The following is a 17391-nucleotide window of genomic DNA, read 5'->3' on the forward strand; positions in this document are numbered from 1 at the left end:
CCTTTGTGGTTCCTTCCATTCCCTCGCCAGCAGGACTGTATCTTAGAATACATTTTACCCACCAAATCCAAGAGAGCCTTGAATGAACCAATCATAGTTAAGAGCGTTGGAAAAGAGGGTCTGTAGGCGCAAGGATTTTCCATTATGAATATAGTATCATGTCAAGTCGCCTTTGTCAAGAGAAAATTTAACAACATCCAGACAAACGTTATTGTAGGGGTAATTCATGAATTACCCCTACACCTATTACCTAGTCCAGTAGTCCACCACCACCATTGACAGTGATTGGAATGATTGAATGATGGACTATAATTGAATTAATCACTGCTCACTGATCACTGATAATAACCCTTGACCGCCAAAACGGACAACATCGGTACAAAATAACCCCGTTTCCTCCTGCACAGTTTCTATAGCTTTAACTGCAGCCTCCGGACTAAGATGAAAAGTATTTAAACTAATCCCCTTTACCTTCACCTCCCCAAAACTTCCCCCAGCGCTGGCAGTCATTTCGCAGAGTTTAATCACTTCCGTTAGGGGAGGGATGGGAATATCGGGTAAATCTTTGATATGAATTTGTCCAGCGCGATGGACGAGAATTAACCCCGTTGGTTGACTGCCACGCATTAAGGGCAAGGTAGCAGTGGATCCAGGGTGTAATAGGGAACCTTGACCCTCAATAAACAAAATATCGTTATTTTCCGCCGATTCTAACACCAAAGCCTCGATCGCACCAGCAGCATAATCGACGCGCACTGCATCCAAGGGTACACCCTTCCCCGCGATCATAATTCCCCCCTGTCCAGTGGCTAAAAATTGCGATTTTAGCCCTTTTTCTTGAGCTGCTCGGTGTAATTCGATGCTAGTGGACATTTTGCCCACACTCATATCCGTCCCTACCGTTAGAATACGCTGACAGGTTAAATTTTTCGCCCGCGCTTGCCCAATTTTTAAACCTTGGGGTTCCAGACGGATATCCCAAATCCATTGATCCGGTTTAAGCTGAGAAAAAAGGGGTTTTAGGGGTGTATGGAGACCATTAACGAGGGATAACCCCGCCTTTACCGCCTCTTTGATTTCTTCTAGCCAATCGGGGGGTAAAATGCCTCCTGAGGGTGCGATACCAATTAACAGGGTGTCGGGATGATAGGTTAGAGCTTCCCTAACACTAGCAACAATCGGCAAGGGGCGATCAATTCCGGCCACTTCTTTTAAGGCGCTGCCGGCGCTTTCTGAGTCAATAATCGCCACTACCTGCGCTTTCGCGTAACGCAGATAACTTAACCCAGTTTTGCCGCGAGTTCCTTTGATTCCTTCGTGGAGAAGAATCGCTACTTTCTTGTCAGGAGTCAAATAATTAGCCATCTTTTGTCCGTAAACTAACACCCAAACCGGGTGAATTATTTGGTTGTAAACGTCCCTTTTCTAAGCTTAATCCCGTAAAGGGATCATCGCGTAAATTTAAATGACTATCTAGGTCAAGATAGTTGACAAGCGGGCCAAGATGTGCTAGGGCAGTATTGGCTAAACTGCTGTCAGAGTAACATCCGAACATAATTTGCAGTCGGCAAGCTTGGGCAACATGAATCATTCTCTGCACTTCGGCTAATCCGCCAGCTTTCATTAGTTTAATATTAATGCCGTGGACTCGATCGGCCAGTTTCGGGATATCTTGACTAGAAAAACAGCTTTCATCGACGAAGATAGGTAGGGGCGATTTTTGGTATAAATCAATTAAATCTCGTTCTTGTCCCACGGATAGGGGTTGTTCCACATAAATAACGCCTTTTTCCTCTAACCATTGGCACATTTTCACCGCATCCCTAAATGTCCAACCACCATTAGCATCGACAGTTAGGGGCAAATGGGGGACAATTTCTTTAATGGCCAGAATTATGGCTTGATCGGCTTCTATACCGTCTGGTGAGCCTAATTTGACTTTTAATAAGCTAAAATCGCCAATTTCTAGCCAATCTAACAGCCTTTTCTGCACATTTTCCGGAGAATTTAAACCGATAGTAACAGAAACCGGCGGAATTAAAGAGCGATCGAGTCCAAAAATTTGCCAAAGAGGTAAATTAGCTTTTTTGCCTAACCAGTCGTGCAGTGCCGTATCAATAGCGGCACGAGTAGCCGAAGATATCTGATTTTGCCATAAAATTTTCTCAATTTCTTGGCGTTGACAGGGATGAAAAGATTGTAAAAGAGGAGCGATCGAGTTTAATTCTTGCAGGATTTTATCGGGTTTTTTCTCCTCGCTGGTAATATTAAAAGGGGATGCCTCTCCCCACCCTTCGATATTTTCCTCGCTAATTTGCAGCCAGATATTAGTATTTTCGCTGGTAGTGCCGCGACTAATCGTTAAAGGTACTCGTTTATGAATAGTAAAAGTTTGCCAGTTTAGCAGCATAATTCACCTGGGGATGATCGGGGAATAGGAACAGAAAAATTATCTACACTTACCCAAATCCTTACTTCTGTCCACTCTCACCGCAATCATACAACTTCTGGCGGTGTTTTTCGTCAAAGACAAAATATGATAGGCTAACCGAAGGGATAGGCAAGACGGCTGCGGGTTAGGAAATGGGATGAAAGAGGAGTGAGTTAACCAAAATCAATGATTAAGAAAAAGATTTCTTACTGGGTAAATGGAGGTATTGCCCTCATTGATCGCTATCTGATCAGCCAACTACTACCCCCATTTTTATTTAGTGTTGGTTTATTTGCCTCTTTGGGAGTAGCGATCGGCAATCTTTCCGATTTGGCTAATCAGGTAGTTGATGCCAATCTACCCCTCGCTTCCGCCCTAGAAATTCTCCTGTTAAAAGTGCCAGAATTTGTCACTTATTCCCTGCCGGTTTCTCTTTTGCTGGCCACTTTAATCACCTACGGTCGTTTAAGTAGTGATAGCGAAACCGTTGCCCTGCAAAGCTGTGGAGTCACTCTTTATCGTCTTTTTATACCCACTTTTTGCCTAAGTTTAATAGTTACAGTGGTGACATTTTTATTAAATGAATATGTGGTTCCCAATGCTAATTATCGAGCCACAGAAATTTTAGTGCAGAAAATTAATAAAGAAGCAAGTTTTTGGAAAAATAAAGATGTTTATTATCCAGATTATGAAATAAAAACCCTAGAAAATGGTACGATTAATCGCAATTTAAGAAGTTTATTTTATGCCGAACAATTTGACGGGGAAAAGATGAAAACCGTCACCGTTATCCGTTGGCTAAAACAAGAATTAAATCAAATTATTATCGCCGATTCGGCCCGTTGGAATGCCGTCGATAACGTCTGGGACTTTTTTAACGGCATTATCTATGAATTAACCCCCCCTAACGCCTCCTATAGCCAAGTTATCCCCTTTAAAACCGAAAAAATCGCTTTATCTCGCTCTGCTTTCGATTTTGCTCGTCAAAGCCGCGATCCCTACGAGATGAACATACCACAGGCGATCGAATATGTGCAACTGCTCAAACTCAGTGGCGATGATAAGAGAGTCAGGTTTTTTCAAGTGCGAATCCAGCAAAAAATCGCCTTTCCCTTTGTCTGTATCGTCTTTGCTACCATCGGCTGTGCCTTGGGTTCTCTACCGCAAAGAATCGGTCGGGGAACCAGTTTCGGTCTCAGTGTCGCCATTGTTTTCCTCTATTATCTTTTAAACTTCCTTGTCGGCAGCTTAGGACTAACCGCCACCCTCTCCCCCTTCCTAGCTGCCTGGCTGCCTAACTTTTTCGGTTTTGGGTTAGGTCTGTGGTTATTATGGCGACTTAACGGTTAGACTTTTTTAAAAATTTTCGTCAAGATAGGAGACGTAGAGTTATAGCAGGCCTCTTAGTCTATGTTTCCCTTCTTCTTCAACACTTGTGGCAGCACTTCCCGCCAAGAATGTCAAGAGCGTAAATTAACATTCCTCAAATGGATGCGCGATGACCTCGAAACCCGTCTAGCGGGATTAAATGCCGCTATCGAAACTATCGAGCGTCAAATCAGTCGGGAAGGTCAATAAACCCTGAAAATAGGCGAGTTTTCCCCTCGCCTTCTCCCCACAATTAGCTAAGAGAGATAACTTGACAGTTGTATTCGCCAAGAGGGATAATAGTAGTTTGTGTGAACTTTAGCTAGACTAAAATACCTTGGCTAACGTTATTGTAATCGGCGCTCAGTGGGGCGACGAAGGAAAAGGAAAAATCACGGATCTGCTGAGTCGATCGGCGGATGTGGTGGTGCGTTCTCAAGGCGGCGTAAATGCGGGTCATACCGTCGTCGTCGAGGAGCAAACGTTCAAACTCCATCTAATTCCCTCTGGGATTCTCTACCCAGATACGGAATGTATAATCGGCTCAGGAACAGTCATAGATCCCTCGGTGTTACTCAAAGAGATGGCGCAATTACACGCCCTCAATGTTACCACCGACAATCTCTATATCTCGCAAACGGCTCATGTCACTATGCCCTATCATCGGCTGCTCGATCAAGCATCCGAGGAAAAACGGGGTAAATATAAAATCGGCACCACTGGACGGGGTATCGGCCCCACCTATGCCGACAAATCCGAGCGCATCGGCATTCGAGTCATCGACTTGATGAATACCGAGAATCTGCGGCAAAAACTAGAATGGACGACCAATTATAAAAACGTCATTTTAGAAAAGTTATATAACTTACCGCCTTTAGATCCGAAGACGGTGATCGAGGAATATCTAGAATATGCCGAGAAACTGCGTCCCCATGTGGTCGATAGTTCCCTAAAAATCTACGAAGCAATCCGCAAGCGTAAGAATATTCTTTTTGAAGGGGCCCAAGGCACCCTACTTGACCTCGATCACGGAACCTATCCCTACGTTACCTCCTCCAATCCGATCGCTGGGGGTGCTTGTGTGGGTTCTGGTATCGGTCCGACGGTAATCGATCGAGTGATCGGTGTGGCCAAAGCTTACACCACTAGGGTAGGCGAAGGTCCATTTCCCACGGAATTAGAGGGGGAGATCGAGCAGTTATTGTGTGATCGCGGGGCAGAATTCGGGACCACCACCGGCCGTCGTCGTCGCTGTGGTTGGTTTGACGCGGTGATCGGTCGTTATGCGGTGCGAATCAATGGTTTAGACTGTCTAGCGATTACCAAATTAGATGTTCTCGATACCCTAGAGGAAATCAAAGTCTGTGTGGCCTACCAATTGGACGGCAAAACCTGTCGCCATTTACCCAGTAGTGCCGGGGAATTCGCCCGTTGTCAACCGATTTACCGAACGATGCCGGGGTGGCAACAACCCACCAGTGATTGTCGCAGTCTGGAAGAGCTGCCTAAACAGGCCCTCGATTATCTAAAATTCCTAGGGGCGATTATGGAAGTACCGATCGCGATTATCTCCCTAGGAGCTAGTCGCGACCAAACTATTATCGTTGAAGATCCCATTCACGGACCCAAACGCGCTCTTTTGGACGAAAATGGCTCACCTTGGGATAATTACGAATTTTAAATCATTGTCAAAGAGGATTAGTCAACTATGCAAGTTAGCGTTGAATGTCAAAAAAGACCCGAAAATATTAACCCCAGGGCCCTACGTCGTCAGGGTTTGATCCCAGCGGTTCTCTACGGCCACAACGGCACGGAATCGGTTTCCCTCGTGGTTCCTGAAAAAGCGGCCTTAACTCTACTGAAAAAAGCCTCGGTAAATAACACCCTGGTGGATGTGAATGTTCCCGAAATGCCTTGGACAGGAAAAGCTTTGATCCAAGAGGTACAATCTCATCCCTGGAAAAGAAATCTCTATCACCTCAGTTTCTTCTCGGTATCTGCCCACGGTAAGCTCGATATCGTTGTTCCCATTAAAGCCATGGGAGAAGCGATCGGAACCAAACAGGGCGGTTTAATCGAACAGTTCGTCAACGAAGTTAATGTCTCCTGTACTGCTGATAATATCCCAGAAGTGATCGAATTTGACGTTTCGGAGATCGGTGTGGGGCAATCCCTGCTCGTGGGTGATTTAAAAATGCCGGAAGGGGTGACTTTAAAAGACGATCCCCATACCACCGTTTTTGCCATTGTTGCCGCTAAACGGTAAATTCAGTGCGCGAAACGTTTGGGCATGAAATAGGGTTTAAATCCCCAAAATAACCGCCTAGTAAGGTCTTCAGTCCCTTGACTGAATCTAAAAGGTCAACCTTGACCAACCTTATAACTGTTTATCTGTCCCGACGTTTAGTAAAGGGGACTCAAGGTCAATACACTTGTAATAAATCTTTACAAGTTGAGAGTAACGGCGATAGCCACCCCCAGTTTCAGAAATCACAACTCTGGAATTGAAGCGGGGAACGGAAGGCTCCGAGGTGTAACCTAACGCCAAGATTGTGACCACTGCCAACCATCCAAGATTAGGCTGGGTTCCGTGTCCGACCTGAACCATCGTAATTTTACAGCAGTGTAATAGACATCTCCAAAAATTATAACCGAGTCACAGCTTGCCTTTAGTCTATGTACTAACTAAATAGTTCGATGGCTGGAATGTATATCTATCGTTGCTAATTCAATTTCACTGAAAAAATATGAGGTAATTAAAATAATTTTTATTCGGGTAGATTCCTTAACTAGAAAGACTTTTGGTCTTGAGATAATATTAGGTCGAGGTCTATTGAGTATAATGGGAAAACAGAAGAACCCGGTTTTGATTTCTTCGGGTTCAACATCAGACAATACCCAGCAGGAAAACACAAAGCAGGTAAAACTGGACACGGGAACAAAACATTCCTAACCCATATTAAACCTAGCCAAAAAGCAGTTAAACTCCACACAGAAGCGATTAAAGGTGTAATTAAAATACATAAAACAGAACCTCAATCAGCCTTGATTAGTAAACTAAACCCAATCATTAGAGGTTGGGCTAACTACTACTCAGGGATAGTATCTAAGGATAGCTTCAATCGGCATCCTATGGAGGCCTAGAACCATCTTGATTGACATCCCACGAAGATTTTGTCAGTCTAGATAATACACAGTTAACCAAAGGAAGTCAAGCTGTATCTTTAACAAGGGAACAGTCAAACGAGGAGCCGTATGAGGTGAAAATCTCAAGCACGGTTCTAAATGGGAGGGGAGGTCGGTGACGATCTTCTCGACCCCTAATGATCAAAAAATCTAGCCGCCCAAACCCGATGATTTCCTCCTTTCCCGTTCCTAATAGCTTAAATTGCCCTCAAATTCGCCTTGCTATTCGTTGCCTGCAGCCGCAATTGGTTCACTGGCGCCGACAAATACACCAAAAACCAGAACTAGGCTTTCAAGAACACCTCACCGCCTCCTTAATCAGTCAAACCCTGACTAAATATGGAATTGACCATCAAACCGGCATCGCCGGCACCGGAATTGTCGCCACCATCGCAGGCAGTCAACCGGGGCCAGTTTTAGCCCTGCGGGCCGATATGGATGCACTACCGATCGCCGAAGAAAACCAAGTCCCCTATCGTTCCCAACATCCCGGCCAAATGCACGCCTGTGGTCACGATGGTCACACAGCGATCGCCCTCGGCACAGCAGTTTACCTAGCACAAAACCGTCACGATGTCAAGGGGACAGTAAAAATTATTTTCCAACCCGCCGAAGAGGGGCCGGGGGGGGCGAAACCGATGATCGAAGCGGGAGTGCTGAAAAATCCCGACGTGGACGGAATTATCGGCCTACATCTCTGGAATAATCTGCCCTTAGGGACAGTGGGCGTGAAAAATGGGCCTTTAATGGCGGCGGTGGAATGTTTCGATCTCCAGATTCAAGGCCGGGGCGGCCACGGGGCAATTCCCCATCAAACCGTCGATTCACTACTGGTGGCGGCCCAAATCGTCAACGCCTTGCAAACCATCGTCGCCCGCAACCTTAACCCCCTCGATGCCGCCGTGGTGACTGTGGGTAAATTAGCGGCGGGAACCGCCAGAAACGTGATCGCCGATAGTGCTAATCTCAGTGGGACGGTGCGCTATTTCAATCCCCAGTTAGGGGGCTATTTCCGACAACGGATGGAAGAAATTATCGCGGGCATCTGCCAAAGTCAGGGGGCTAGTTATCAATTCGATTACTGGCAATTGTATCCCCCGGTAATCAATCATGATCAGATGGCGGAATTAGTGCGAGCAATCGCCGCACAAGTGGTGGAAACCCCGGCCGGAATCGTTCCCGAATGTCAAACCCTGGGAGGGGAAGATATGTCCTTCTTTTTACAGGAAGTACCGGGCTGTTATTTCTTCTTGGGGTCTGCCAATCCCGAATTAGGATTAGCCTATCCCCACCATCATCCCCGCTTTGATTTCGATGAATCGGTGTTAGCCATGGGAGTCGAGATTTTTGTCCGTTGCGTCGAAAAATTCGGCAACTCTAAGACTTTCTAGCAATCCGTTCAAGGTGAACAGTTTTTGCCAAACCCGAAACCGCTAAACTGGTCACTGAATCAGACAGGTAAAAAAACCCATGAACAATAATATCCACGAAAACGATACCCAACGGGTGAAAATCCTCAGCGAAGCCCTACCCTATATTCAAGAATTTCGCGGTCGCACCGTAGTGGTTAAATACGGTGGCGCGGCCATGAATAACAGCGATATCAAAGACACGGTCATGCGAGATATCGTTTTTCTCTCCTGTGTGGGGGTTCGTCCCGTTATTGTCCACGGCGGCGGTCCAGAAATCAATAGTTGGCTGGATAAATTAGGCATTGAACCCCAATTTAAAGACGGTTTACGCGTCACCGATGCCGCCACCATGGATGTGGTAGAAATGGTGCTAGTGGGGCGCGTCAATAAAGAAATTGTGGCCTTGATCAATCAAGCTGGCGGTAAAGCGGTAGGATTATGCGGTAAGGATGGTAATCTGATCACTGCCCGTCCCGTGGGTAAAGAGGGCATTGGTTTTGTGGGAGAAGTCAGCAGTGTCGATACTAGCGTCGTCGAATCCTTGGTCAATAGTGGCTATATTCCCGTGATTTCTAGTGTGGCCGCCGATGAAACCGGCCAAGCTCATAATATCAATGCCGATACGGTAGCCGGAGAAATAGCGGCGGCTTTAGGGGCAGCTAAACTGATTTTGATGACCGATACAGCCGGAATTTTAGAGAATTATAAGGATCCTTCCACTTTATTGGCTAAATTGGATATCCAACAGGCCCGGGAGTTGATTCAAAAAGGCATCGTTGCCGGCGGGATGATTCCCAAAGTTGGCTGCTGTGTGCGATCGCTGGCCCAGGGAGTTCAGGCCGCTCATATTATCGATGGTCGTCTTCCCCACGCCCTTTTACTGGAAATTTTCACCGATCGAGGCATCGGTTCCATGATTGTGGCCTCCGGTTATACTAATCTATAGTAGTAATTACCGTACTTTTGGCTAAAAAGACTTGCCTAAAACCACGGATCTGGTGTACAAGTAAGTTAATAAACGCGCTTCTCGCTCCTTTGTAATGGCAAAAGTCTTAGTCTTGAGTTAGTTTAGTCGGGAAGCGCAAAATCCTAAGTATTCATAGCAATTGAATTTATGACCAAACAAGCCGTAGCTCACCCGATGGTGAAGTTTCAACGCAAGGTTAGCAAGTGGATAGATGCAAAAGTAGTCAAACCTAGCGATAGTATCTGGAAACTGGCTCTTTTATACGGAGATGAGTGGGGATACTGGAAGCAAGAGTTGCTCGATTTCGGTTTCTCCATGCAAGACCCTCTCAGCGAAGTGGTAGCGGTAGAAGCTTGGGACGAGGAATAAGCGACCATCGACTCAAAAGCAGCTTTCTAGCAAGATTATCGCCATGGGATCGACTCCGATTATCCTCGCCGCTCTGGTTATCTTATCCTTAAGCGCGAGTTGTTCTCCCGGGACCGAAACCCAACCACCGTCACCAGCGGCCCGTACTACTACCGTCAACGTCACCACCGCTAAACTGGCAACCATCGGACGCAATCTCGATTACACGGGAACTACCCGACCTTTAAAAGTAGTTTCTCTGCGATCGCAAGCCACCGGTCAGTTACTCAATCTCCCCGTCGATGTGGGAGATGAGGTGCAATTAGGACAAATCCTCGCTCATGTTGATGATCGTCTCCTTGCCACCGTTGTCCGGCAAGAAAAAGCCGCCCTGTCCGCCCTAGAAGCGGAATTAGCCCGGGCGAGAATTGAAGTCAGTAACGCTGAAATTGAAGTGGAGCGCCTACAACTACAATACCAACAGGCCAAAAATGATGGCGAGCGCCTGCAAAAATTAGCCCTAGAAGGGGCGATTCCCCTGCAACAGGGCGAAACAGCCCAAACCACGGCGGCAGTGGCTTTAAAAGCCGTTAATAGCGCCAGATCGAGAATTAAAGTGGAGGAACAGGTGGTGGCGGCAATTATCGGCAGAATTGCCGCCCAAAAATCGGTCATCGCTCAGGAACAACAACGTCAGGCCTACGCTATTCTTAAATCACCGGCGACGGGGATAGTTATCGAAAAACTAAAAGAGCCGGGGGATTTAGTCAGTATCGGCGATGAAGTCCTCAAAATTGGTGATTTTCAACAGGTCAAGGTAGTAGTATTATTATCGGAATTGGATTTAAAAACGATTAATTTAGGACAAACGGTTAATGTCAGCCTTGATGCTTTCGGTGAGAGAAATTTTTCCGGTCGCATCAACAGGATTTTTCCCCTCAGCCAAGGCACGGCCCGGCGGATTCCCGTGGAGATTACTCTACCCAATGGGGATGGTTTAATTAAAGGGGGATTATTGGCCCGGGTGCGGTTTAATAATAATTCTGCCCCTCAGGTGATTGTCCCCGAAACAGCAATTGTCAGTCAAGGGGAATCCTCGGCCATTTTTGTCCTTTCCGAGTCTAACTCACAAGTGCAAAAACGTCCTGTTCGTCTCGGTCAAGCGCTCGACGGTCAAGTAGAAATTATCACCGGACTTGAACCGGGGGAGCGTTTCGTCGTTAATAGTAGTAAACCTTTGCAAAATGGCGAAAAAGTCCGGGTCAGTATCCTGAGTAATCCTTGATTAGTTGGGGATTGCTAAGTAGTTAGGTGTTAAAAACTGTCAGATTACCCCCCTTATCAAGGGGGGACTAATGGGGGATCAAACCCCCCTTATCAAGGGGGGACTAATGGGGGATCAAACCCCCCTTATCAAGGTAGGGTTGATTATTCATAGTAGGGTTGATTATTCATAGTAGGGTTGATTCATAGTAGGTGATTCATCGTAGGGTTGATTCATGAATCAACCCTACCCTTATCAAGGGGGGACTAAGGGGGGATCAAGGGGGGATTAAAGGCAAAATCCATTTTTAATTTAATTATAACCAGCTACTTAATTCCTCTTGACAAAATCCCAGCACTTGACATATACTTATTTATATAATGGGAATCCGTGCCTGCCTGCGACCCCCTCATTTTCAGGCAAGATGAACTTAAGAAAATTAAATTTTGGGCGCACATGATGCGCTTCTACTATTGGTACAATCATATTATTCTCTGGAGCGATTGCATTCGTCCTCTTTAAGGGGGAATAATAATACAATTGAGAATGCAGTCAATCCCCTTAATCTCTATGGTCAATAAACTATACTACGGTGATAACCTAGAAGTGCTGCGGAAGTATATCAAAGATGAATCGATCGATCTTTGTTATATCGATCCACCCTTTAATTCTAAACGCAATTACAACCAAATTTATAACAACTTAGGTAAGGAAGATCAAGCACAAGCACAAGCGTTTGTGGATACCTGGACATGGGATAATCACGCTAACGAAGCTTTAGAAGAAATTCAAAGCAACTATCAGGGTAAATTTACCAGTCAGACTATTGATTTAATTGACGGTTTAACCAAAGTTTTAGGTAAAGGTAGTCTTCTCGCTTATCTGGTGAGTATGACTCTGAGGATCGTGGAAATCCATCGAGTTTTAAAATCTACCGGTAGCTTTTATCTCCACTGCGATCCTACTGCTAGTCATTATTTAAAAATAGTTTTAGATACTATTTTTTGCTCTCAGGGGGGTGATTATATTGCTGAAATTACTTGGGAAAGAACATCTGCTCATTCAGATTCCAAGACTTTTGCTAATACCACTGATGTTATTTTTTTATATTCCAAGCGAATTTTGATGTTTAATCAACAATTTAAGCCATATTCAGAAGAATATCTGAAAAAATATTATAAGCATCAAGATGGCAAAGGAAGATTTTTAGATAGAGATTTGACTGCTGGTGGACTGTCAGGTGGTGGTTATAACTATGATTGGAAAGGAATTAAAAAGCTGTGGAGATGCCCTATAGAAACAATGCAGAAATACGAAGAACAAAATAAATTATATTACACAAGAAATGGTACTCCTAGATTAAAGCAGTATTTAGAAGAAATGCCTGGAGTACCACTGACAAATTTATGGAATGATATTCCTCCAATTAACTCACAAGCATCTGAAAAACTCGGTTATCCCACGCAAAAACCGGAGGCATTGTTAGAAAGAATAATCAAAGCAAGTAGTAATAAAGGAGACATAATTTTAGATGCCTATTGTGGGTGTGGAACGACTATCGCTGTAGCAGAGAGATTAGAAAGAAACTGGATTGGAATTGATATAACCTATCAGAGTATTAGCTTAATGTTAAAGCGATTAGAGGACTCCTTTGGTAAAAATGTTTTAGATAAAATTGAACTGAATGGTATTCCCAAAGATCTAGAATCAGCCAAAGCATTAGCCACTAAACCGGATGATCGTACCCGCAAAGAATTTGAGAAATGGGCGGTTTTAACCTATAGTAATAACCGGGCCGTGATTAATGACAAAAAAGGGGCAGATAAAGGAATCGATGCTATTGCCTATTTTCAGGGAGATAAAGACAATCGGGAGAAAATTGTTTTTCAAGTAAAATCCGGTAATGTCAAATCAGGAGACATCAGAGATCTACAGGGAACCATGACACTACAAGGGGCAGCCCTGGGTATATTTATCACCTTGAAACCCCCCAGCAAAGATATGATACAAACAGCCAAATCTGCGGGAATTTATCGCGGTCGTTATATGAGTCAAAGTGTCGATAAAATTGAGATTGTGACAGTACAAGAAATCCTTGAACAGAAAAAACGTCTCGATGTTATCCTCACCTTTGAAGTCCTGAAAGCTGCCGAAAAACAAAGGGAAACCCAAGGACAACAAATGAGTTTAGATATACCCTTTCCCGAATAAACATCTTTTTGTTATTTTTGGGGATAGGGTGATAAAAAGTTCCAAACCGACCCTAAAGAAGATATTCCCTATAGAATGCTAGATTATGCCACCAGACTCTATCGACGCTATCCGCGTAAACCTATCCATCAAGTGGTTATTTATCGGGTGCATCTCATATTTGTGGCTCTCTCGTACTTGTAGTGATCAGCAGAAGTTATTAAAAGAGGGCGAATGCAATTCGCCCCTACAATAATATTATGGTAGGGGCGCATCGCGTGCGCCCAAAATGTGATATTGATATTTCTCCAAAATTGAGATGCACCCTATTTATCTAAGGAAAAGTGACTCCCCCACAGTCCGACAGAATGATTATAAACAAGGGAAAACCTCTCATCAATTTGAAGTGATTAGACTGTGGGAACAACCCTCGGAACCCCTATTAAAGGCCCCCGGACTGTTTCCCTTTGCCATACTCGCTCAAGCTGAGAAACAAGAAAACTTACTGCGGCAAATTGCCCAAGAAATCGAGCAAATCAGCGATAGTCGAGAACAAAGTAATCTGGCCGCATCTACCGCAATTCTAGCCGGGTTAGTATTAAAGAAAGACATCATCCAACGATTATTAAGGAAGGACATCATGAAAGAATCAGTTATCTATCAAGAAATCTGGTCGGAAGGTTTACAAGAGGGACGACAAGAGGGACGACAAGAAGGAGAAGCTAACCTAGTTTTACGTCAATTAAATCGGCGTGTAGGGGACATTTCCCCCGAATTATTGCCCAATATTCGCAGTCTTGACCTAGAACAGTTAGAAAACTTGGGAGAAGCTTTGTTAGATTTTCAGTCACTACAAGATTTAGAACAATGGCTGGAAAATTGCCGAGCTAGTTAGTACAAATAAACTAAATGCGGTCTATCCATTCCCATGGAAGCAGCAAGCTCTCAACTCCCTTGAGAGTAGTTCACATTTTAATCTATTCCCCGGTAGAGATCGGCGATGGCTAACTCTAGGTTAATACTTGACAGGATCACGCGATCGCCTGTCTCGTAAATAGTCGTTTCCCATGTCCCCAGAGAATTACGGCGACGGCATTCCACGCGCTGGATTTCTTGGGAAATTAATACATATTCTTCTAAAGTTTCTATCTGTTGATAATCTTGGAATTTTTCGCCCTTGTCAAAAGCCTTCGTGTTGGGGGAAAGCACTTCCGCAATTAGTTTCGGATAGCGTTTCAGATAACGATCTTGGCGATCGCGAGGATCGCAGGTAACAAAAGCATCGGGATAGTAATAAAACTGATCTTGATAGTTAACCTTGACATTACCCGAGTGAAACCGACAGTCTGTAGAGTCGCCGAAATGTTCGTCAATGACTTTGAGAAAATTGAAGGCGATGCGCTCGTGATTATCCGTACCGCCGGCCATCGCATAAACCAAACCACGTCGGTATTCATGGCGGATCTGACTCTGGCGCTCGATAGCGAGATATTCTTGGGGACTGATGTAGTTGGGAACTGCGATCATAATCTCTAGGGGAAAGCCTAGTATCAATTATAGTACGAGAACGGATCTGGCTCTCTCATTGTCTGTGTGATCAGTTTAGGGACTTGCGTGGGAATAATATCCCAATCGATCGGAGGGCGCAAGCTTTGCGCCCCTACAGTAACGGATTTTGTCCACAATGTAGGGGCGAACTGCGTTCGCCCAAAAGGTTTTGTGGTTCCTGACCCAGAGAGCCGATAAACCAGCGCAAGAGGGCAAAATCTTGATAAACTGAGGGGATAACTATCCCAGACAATCCCCATGACCACTCACTTTATTAGTGCCGAAATCGACCTACAGGAAACCCCGCAACAACTGCAGCAAGAAATCGAAAAAGAATTAGCCAAACGCGGTGAACCCTTGCGTTGGGCAATCACAGAAGTGGATACCGAGAATAATCAAGTCAAAGTCGAAGCGATTGTCACCACTGCCTCGTGAATTCCCGTCCCTATACCGCCGTACTAATTATTCCCACCGGCATCGGGGCAGCGATTGGCGGTTATGCTGGGGATGGCATTCCCGTGGCCAGAGCGATCGCTCAAGTTTGCGATCGCCTAATTACCCATCCCAATGTCCTTAATGGCGCCCAACTGTACTGGCCCCTAGCCAACACCTATTATGTAGAGGGTTACGCTTTAGATCGTTTTGCCCGGGGGGATTGGGGATTAAGTCCCGTCCATCAAAATCGCATCGGGTTACTATTTGATCGCGCCATTGAATTTGACCTCTTGCAAAGACACCTTCAGGCTGCCGATGCTGTCCGGGCCACCCTAGGCTTAGATCTCACCGATTACGTTATCACCGATGCCCCCTTAAATGTGCAGTTGCGAGAGGCAGCCTCCGGGGCCAGTTGGGGAACAATTGGCAATCCCGACAGCTTGCTGCGGGGGGCAGAAAAACTGATTAAGCAAGGCCGGGCGGAAGCGATCGCCATTGTTGCCCGTTTTCCCGACGATCCCGATAGCATTGCCCTGGCTAATTATCGCCATGGTCAGGGGGTGGATCCCCTTGCCGGGGCCGAAGCGGTAATTTCCCATCTGGTGGTGCGACAATTCCAAATACCGGCGGCCCACGCTCCCGCTTTAAGTCCGCTGCCCCTCGATCCGCAACTTTCCCCCAAGGCCGCAGCCGAAGAAATCGGTTATACTTTTTTACCCTGCGTTTTGGTGGGTTTAAGTCGCGCCCCCCAATTGGTCAAGCAGCCCGGTCCCGATGCTATTTGGAGCCGGGAGGTGGACGCGCTGATCGTTCCCGCCAGTGCCTGCGGCTCTAGCACAGTTCTAAGTTTTTGTCAAGAAAAAACTGTACTGATTGCTGTGCAGGAAAATAGTACAAGAATGAAGGTGGCCCCAGAACCCCTAGGGGTGAAAGCAATTAGGGTACACTCGTATATGGAGGCGATCGGTGCGATCGTTTGTCAACGGGCAGGGGTTAACCTCGCATCTCTTCGCCCTAATTTAAACTCTTTACGCTGTTTATCCGAGAATCCGTGACTAATTCCCCTAATCCCGAATTTGATCCCCTGACACGCACACAAGTCCTCACCATTATGGCGGTAACGGCGATTATCTTGCTGGTAGTCGCCAAAGTTTGGCAATATTTCGGTGCGATCGCTATTCCCGCCATTCGCTGGACTCTCCCGGATTTCCTGTTCGGATTAGCCTTAGCGGGGGCAATTAGTGGAATTAGTGGGCTTCTCTATGGTTTTTGGCCTAGTTATCGCCATAGTGCTAACGCTTACTTAGAATTAGTCATTAAACCTTTAGCATGGCCCGATTTAATTTGGATTGGATTACTGCCGGGGTTAAGTGAAGAATTATTATTTCGCGGGGTGATTTTGCCAGCTTTGGGCTTAAATATCTTTGGTTTAACCGTTTCTAGTCTGATTTTTGGTATCCTCCATTTTAGCGGTTCCCAACAATGGCCCTATGTTATCTGGGCAACTGTTGTCGGTTTTGCCCTCGGTTATACCGTCATCATCACCGGTAATTTATTAATCCCGATCCTCGCTCATATTATCACCAATCTCCTCGCTAGTTTTCTCTGGAAATTACAGCATAGTAATCAGTAATCAGTAATCAGTAATCAGTTATCAGTTATCAGTGACTACTCCTGTCTCCTATAAAAAATATGGAAGTACAATTTCGCGAATTTAATCCTTTTGATGTCTGGTTTTGGCTGGAATTTTCGACAGTTCCCTCGAATATGGAACAGCAATATGTAGAAGAAGTTTTTGCCTCTTGGTTTTATTTGGGTAAATTAGGGGCTTTCAATGCCGAAAACCTACAGGTACAGGAGGTGGGAGTCGATATTAGTTATATGGAATACGATCCAGATATGGCCGAAAATGCCTTTATGTCACCGATGCACAATATGACCGATTTTGAATACTTAGGTACTTGGGGACGTTGTTGGTTTGACCTTGGTACTAGCGATCTTATTGCTTTAGATATTTTAATCAATGCCTTGACCCAATTAAGTAAGGATTTTGTCGATATTAAACGTTTAATTATCGGTGGAGAAAATCAAGATTGGCCAGTGAGCGATCGCAGTAATTATCTCTTTAGCGAATAATTAGGGTTTACTAAAAAAGTTTCTTGGTGGAGTCAGAATTATGAATTATGAATTATGAATTATGAATTATGGTTCTTCCGAACTTACACTGTAGAAGATTCCTCAA

General features: G+C 45.1%; 17 protein-coding genes and 2 pseudogenes. 16 read left to right on the plus strand and 3 right to left on the minus strand.

Annotated elements, in window-relative coordinates:
- The first annotated feature begins 144 nt into the window (after window positions 1-144).
- The gene (locus tag LW728_RS17510) at window positions 145-279 is read left to right on the plus strand and encodes a hypothetical protein (RefSeq protein WP_287767423.1); all 135 of its coding nucleotides are present in this window, start codon (window positions 145-147) and stop codon (window positions 277-279) included.
- A 42-nt stretch (window positions 280-321) separates the two neighbouring features.
- Here the strand turns inward: LW728_RS17510 and LW728_RS17515 are convergent, their stop codons facing one another.
- Together LW728_RS17515 and LW728_RS17520 are read right to left on the minus strand one after the other, a co-directional pair.
- Window positions 322-1365 (minus strand): N-acetyltransferase DgcN family protein, encoded by a 1044-nt coding sequence (locus tag LW728_RS17515; RefSeq protein ID WP_287767424.1) that lies wholly within the window; start codon window positions 1363-1365, stop codon window positions 322-324.
- Window positions 1358-2410 carry a dipeptide epimerase gene (locus tag LW728_RS17520; protein WP_287767426.1) on the minus strand — a complete coding sequence of 351 codons (1053 nt, stop codon included), beginning with the start codon at window positions 2408-2410 and terminating at the stop codon, window positions 1358-1360. Before LW728_RS17520 ends, LW728_RS17515 begins: the two co-directional genes overlap by 8 nt.
- A 207-nt stretch (window positions 2411-2617) precedes the next feature.
- Between LW728_RS17520 and LW728_RS17525 the strand changes: the two genes are divergently transcribed.
- The 11 genes and pseudogenes from LW728_RS17525 to LW728_RS17575 all read left to right on the plus strand — a co-directional run.
- Window positions 2618-3781, plus strand: a complete 1164-nt coding sequence (locus tag LW728_RS17525) for an LptF/LptG family permease (protein ID WP_002802394.1) — start codon at window positions 2618-2620, stop codon at window positions 3779-3781.
- A 60-nt stretch (window positions 3782-3841) separates the two neighbouring features.
- Window positions 3842-4009 carry a hypothetical protein gene (locus tag LW728_RS17530; RefSeq protein ID WP_002759244.1) on the plus strand — a complete coding sequence of 56 codons (168 nt, stop codon included), beginning with the start codon at window positions 3842-3844 and terminating at the stop codon, window positions 4007-4009.
- A gap of 127 nt (window positions 4010-4136) precedes the next feature.
- The gene (locus LW728_RS17535; protein ID WP_002802397.1) at window positions 4137-5480 is read left to right on the plus strand and encodes an adenylosuccinate synthase; all 1344 of its coding nucleotides are present in this window, start codon (window positions 4137-4139) and stop codon (window positions 5478-5480) included.
- Window positions 5481-5507: 27 nt separating this feature from the next.
- Window positions 5508-6065 (plus strand): 50S ribosomal protein L25/general stress protein Ctc, encoded by a 558-nt coding sequence (locus LW728_RS17540; protein WP_002802399.1) that lies wholly within the window; start codon window positions 5508-5510, stop codon window positions 6063-6065.
- Between the two features lie 566 nt (window positions 6066-6631).
- Window positions 6632-6925, plus strand: a pseudogene (locus tag LW728_RS23440) (group II intron maturase-specific domain-containing protein); the annotation flags it as partial.
- A 227-nt stretch (window positions 6926-7152) separates the two neighbouring features.
- Window positions 7153-8376, plus strand: coding sequence for a M20 family metallopeptidase (locus LW728_RS17550; RefSeq protein ID WP_002802400.1), 1224 nt, complete (start codon window positions 7153-7155; stop codon window positions 8374-8376).
- 79 nt (window positions 8377-8455) lie between these two features.
- Entirely contained in the window at window positions 8456-9343 is an 888-nt protein-coding gene (argB, locus tag LW728_RS17555) for an acetylglutamate kinase (protein ID WP_002802403.1), read from the plus strand.
- 168 nt (window positions 9344-9511) lie between these two features.
- Window positions 9512-9733, plus strand: a complete 222-nt coding sequence (locus LW728_RS17560) for a DUF4327 family protein (RefSeq protein ID WP_002759020.1) — start codon at window positions 9512-9514, stop codon at window positions 9731-9733.
- Window positions 9734-9776: 43 nt separating this feature from the next.
- The gene (locus tag LW728_RS17565; RefSeq protein ID WP_287767427.1) at window positions 9777-10997 is read left to right on the plus strand and encodes an efflux RND transporter periplasmic adaptor subunit; all 1221 of its coding nucleotides are present in this window, start codon (window positions 9777-9779) and stop codon (window positions 10995-10997) included.
- A 549-nt stretch (window positions 10998-11546) separates the two neighbouring features.
- A complete protein-coding gene (locus tag LW728_RS17570) occupies window positions 11547-13187 on the plus strand; it encodes a DNA methyltransferase (protein ID WP_287767428.1) in 1641 nt (546 codons plus the stop codon).
- Window positions 13188-13494: 307 nt separating this feature from the next.
- Window positions 13495-14061, plus strand: a pseudogene (locus LW728_RS17575) (Rpn family recombination-promoting nuclease/putative transposase); the annotation flags it as partial.
- A gap of 77 nt (window positions 14062-14138) precedes the next feature.
- On the opposite strand, the gene LW728_RS17580 reads toward LW728_RS17575, so the two are convergent.
- Window positions 14139-14693, minus strand: coding sequence for a Uma2 family endonuclease (locus tag LW728_RS17580; RefSeq protein ID WP_002802417.1), 555 nt, complete (start codon window positions 14691-14693; stop codon window positions 14139-14141).
- 279 nt (window positions 14694-14972) lie between these two features.
- Between LW728_RS17580 and LW728_RS17585 the strand changes: the two genes are divergently transcribed.
- Genes LW728_RS17585 through LW728_RS17600 form a run of 4 tightly spaced genes read left to right on the plus strand, consistent with a single transcriptional unit; the run spans window position 14973 to window position 17285 of the window.
- The gene (locus tag LW728_RS17585) at window positions 14973-15149 is read left to right on the plus strand and encodes a DUF8621 family protein (protein ID WP_002734354.1); all 177 of its coding nucleotides are present in this window, start codon (window positions 14973-14975) and stop codon (window positions 15147-15149) included.
- The gene (locus LW728_RS17590; RefSeq protein WP_287664868.1) at window positions 15146-16204 is read left to right on the plus strand and encodes a DUF3326 domain-containing protein; all 1059 of its coding nucleotides are present in this window, start codon (window positions 15146-15148) and stop codon (window positions 16202-16204) included. The genes LW728_RS17585 and LW728_RS17590 overlap by 4 nt, the downstream gene beginning before the upstream one ends.
- Window positions 16201-16782 (plus strand): CPBP family intramembrane glutamic endopeptidase, encoded by a 582-nt coding sequence (locus LW728_RS17595; RefSeq protein ID WP_287168944.1) that lies wholly within the window; start codon window positions 16201-16203, stop codon window positions 16780-16782. Before LW728_RS17590 ends, LW728_RS17595 begins: the two co-directional genes overlap by 4 nt.
- A gap of 59 nt (window positions 16783-16841) precedes the next feature.
- The gene (locus tag LW728_RS17600; RefSeq protein WP_002749339.1) at window positions 16842-17285 is read left to right on the plus strand and encodes a DUF3531 family protein; all 444 of its coding nucleotides are present in this window, start codon (window positions 16842-16844) and stop codon (window positions 17283-17285) included.
- Window positions 17286-17391 lie beyond the last annotated feature (106 nt).

It is taken from the genome of Microcystis sp. 49638_E5, assembly GCF_021300285.1.
GTDB lineage: Bacteria > Cyanobacteriota > Cyanobacteriia > Cyanobacteriales > Microcystaceae > Microcystis > Microcystis aeruginosa_C.

Excerpts from the sequence above, each read along its gene's own strand:
- LW728_RS17550 (WP_002802400.1), top strand. The coding sequence starts at position 7,153 with ATGATTTCCTCCTTTCCCGTTCCTAATAGCTTAAATTGCCCTCAAATT.
- LW728_RS17515 (WP_287767424.1), bottom strand. The coding sequence starts at position 1,365 with ATGGCTAATTATTTGACTCCTGACAAGAAAGTAGCGATTCTTCTCCAC.
- LW728_RS17540 (WP_002802399.1), top strand. The coding sequence starts at position 5,508 with ATGCAAGTTAGCGTTGAATGTCAAAAAAGACCCGAAAATATTAACCCC.
- LW728_RS17565 (WP_287767427.1), top strand. The coding sequence starts at position 9,777 with ATGGGATCGACTCCGATTATCCTCGCCGCTCTGGTTATCTTATCCTTA.
- LW728_RS17580 (WP_002802417.1), bottom strand. The coding sequence starts at position 14,693 with ATGATCGCAGTTCCCAACTACATCAGTCCCCAAGAATATCTCGCTATC.
- LW728_RS17520 (WP_287767426.1), bottom strand. The coding sequence starts at position 2,410 with ATGCTGCTAAACTGGCAAACTTTTACTATTCATAAACGAGTACCTTTA.
- LW728_RS17530 (WP_002759244.1), top strand. The coding sequence starts at position 3,842 with ATGTTTCCCTTCTTCTTCAACACTTGTGGCAGCACTTCCCGCCAAGAA.
- argB (WP_002802403.1), top strand. The coding sequence starts at position 8,456 with ATGAACAATAATATCCACGAAAACGATACCCAACGGGTGAAAATCCTC.
- LW728_RS17570 (WP_287767428.1), top strand. The coding sequence starts at position 11,547 with ATGGTCAATAAACTATACTACGGTGATAACCTAGAAGTGCTGCGGAAG.
- LW728_RS17560 (WP_002759020.1), top strand. The coding sequence starts at position 9,512 with ATGACCAAACAAGCCGTAGCTCACCCGATGGTGAAGTTTCAACGCAAG.
- LW728_RS17510 (WP_287767423.1), top strand. The coding sequence starts at position 145 with ATGAATATAGTATCATGTCAAGTCGCCTTTGTCAAGAGAAAATTTAAC.
- LW728_RS17600 (WP_002749339.1), top strand. The coding sequence starts at position 16,842 with ATGGAAGTACAATTTCGCGAATTTAATCCTTTTGATGTCTGGTTTTGG.
- LW728_RS17525 (WP_002802394.1), top strand. The coding sequence starts at position 2,618 with ATGATTAAGAAAAAGATTTCTTACTGGGTAAATGGAGGTATTGCCCTC.
- LW728_RS17585 (WP_002734354.1), top strand. The coding sequence starts at position 14,973 with ATGACCACTCACTTTATTAGTGCCGAAATCGACCTACAGGAAACCCCG.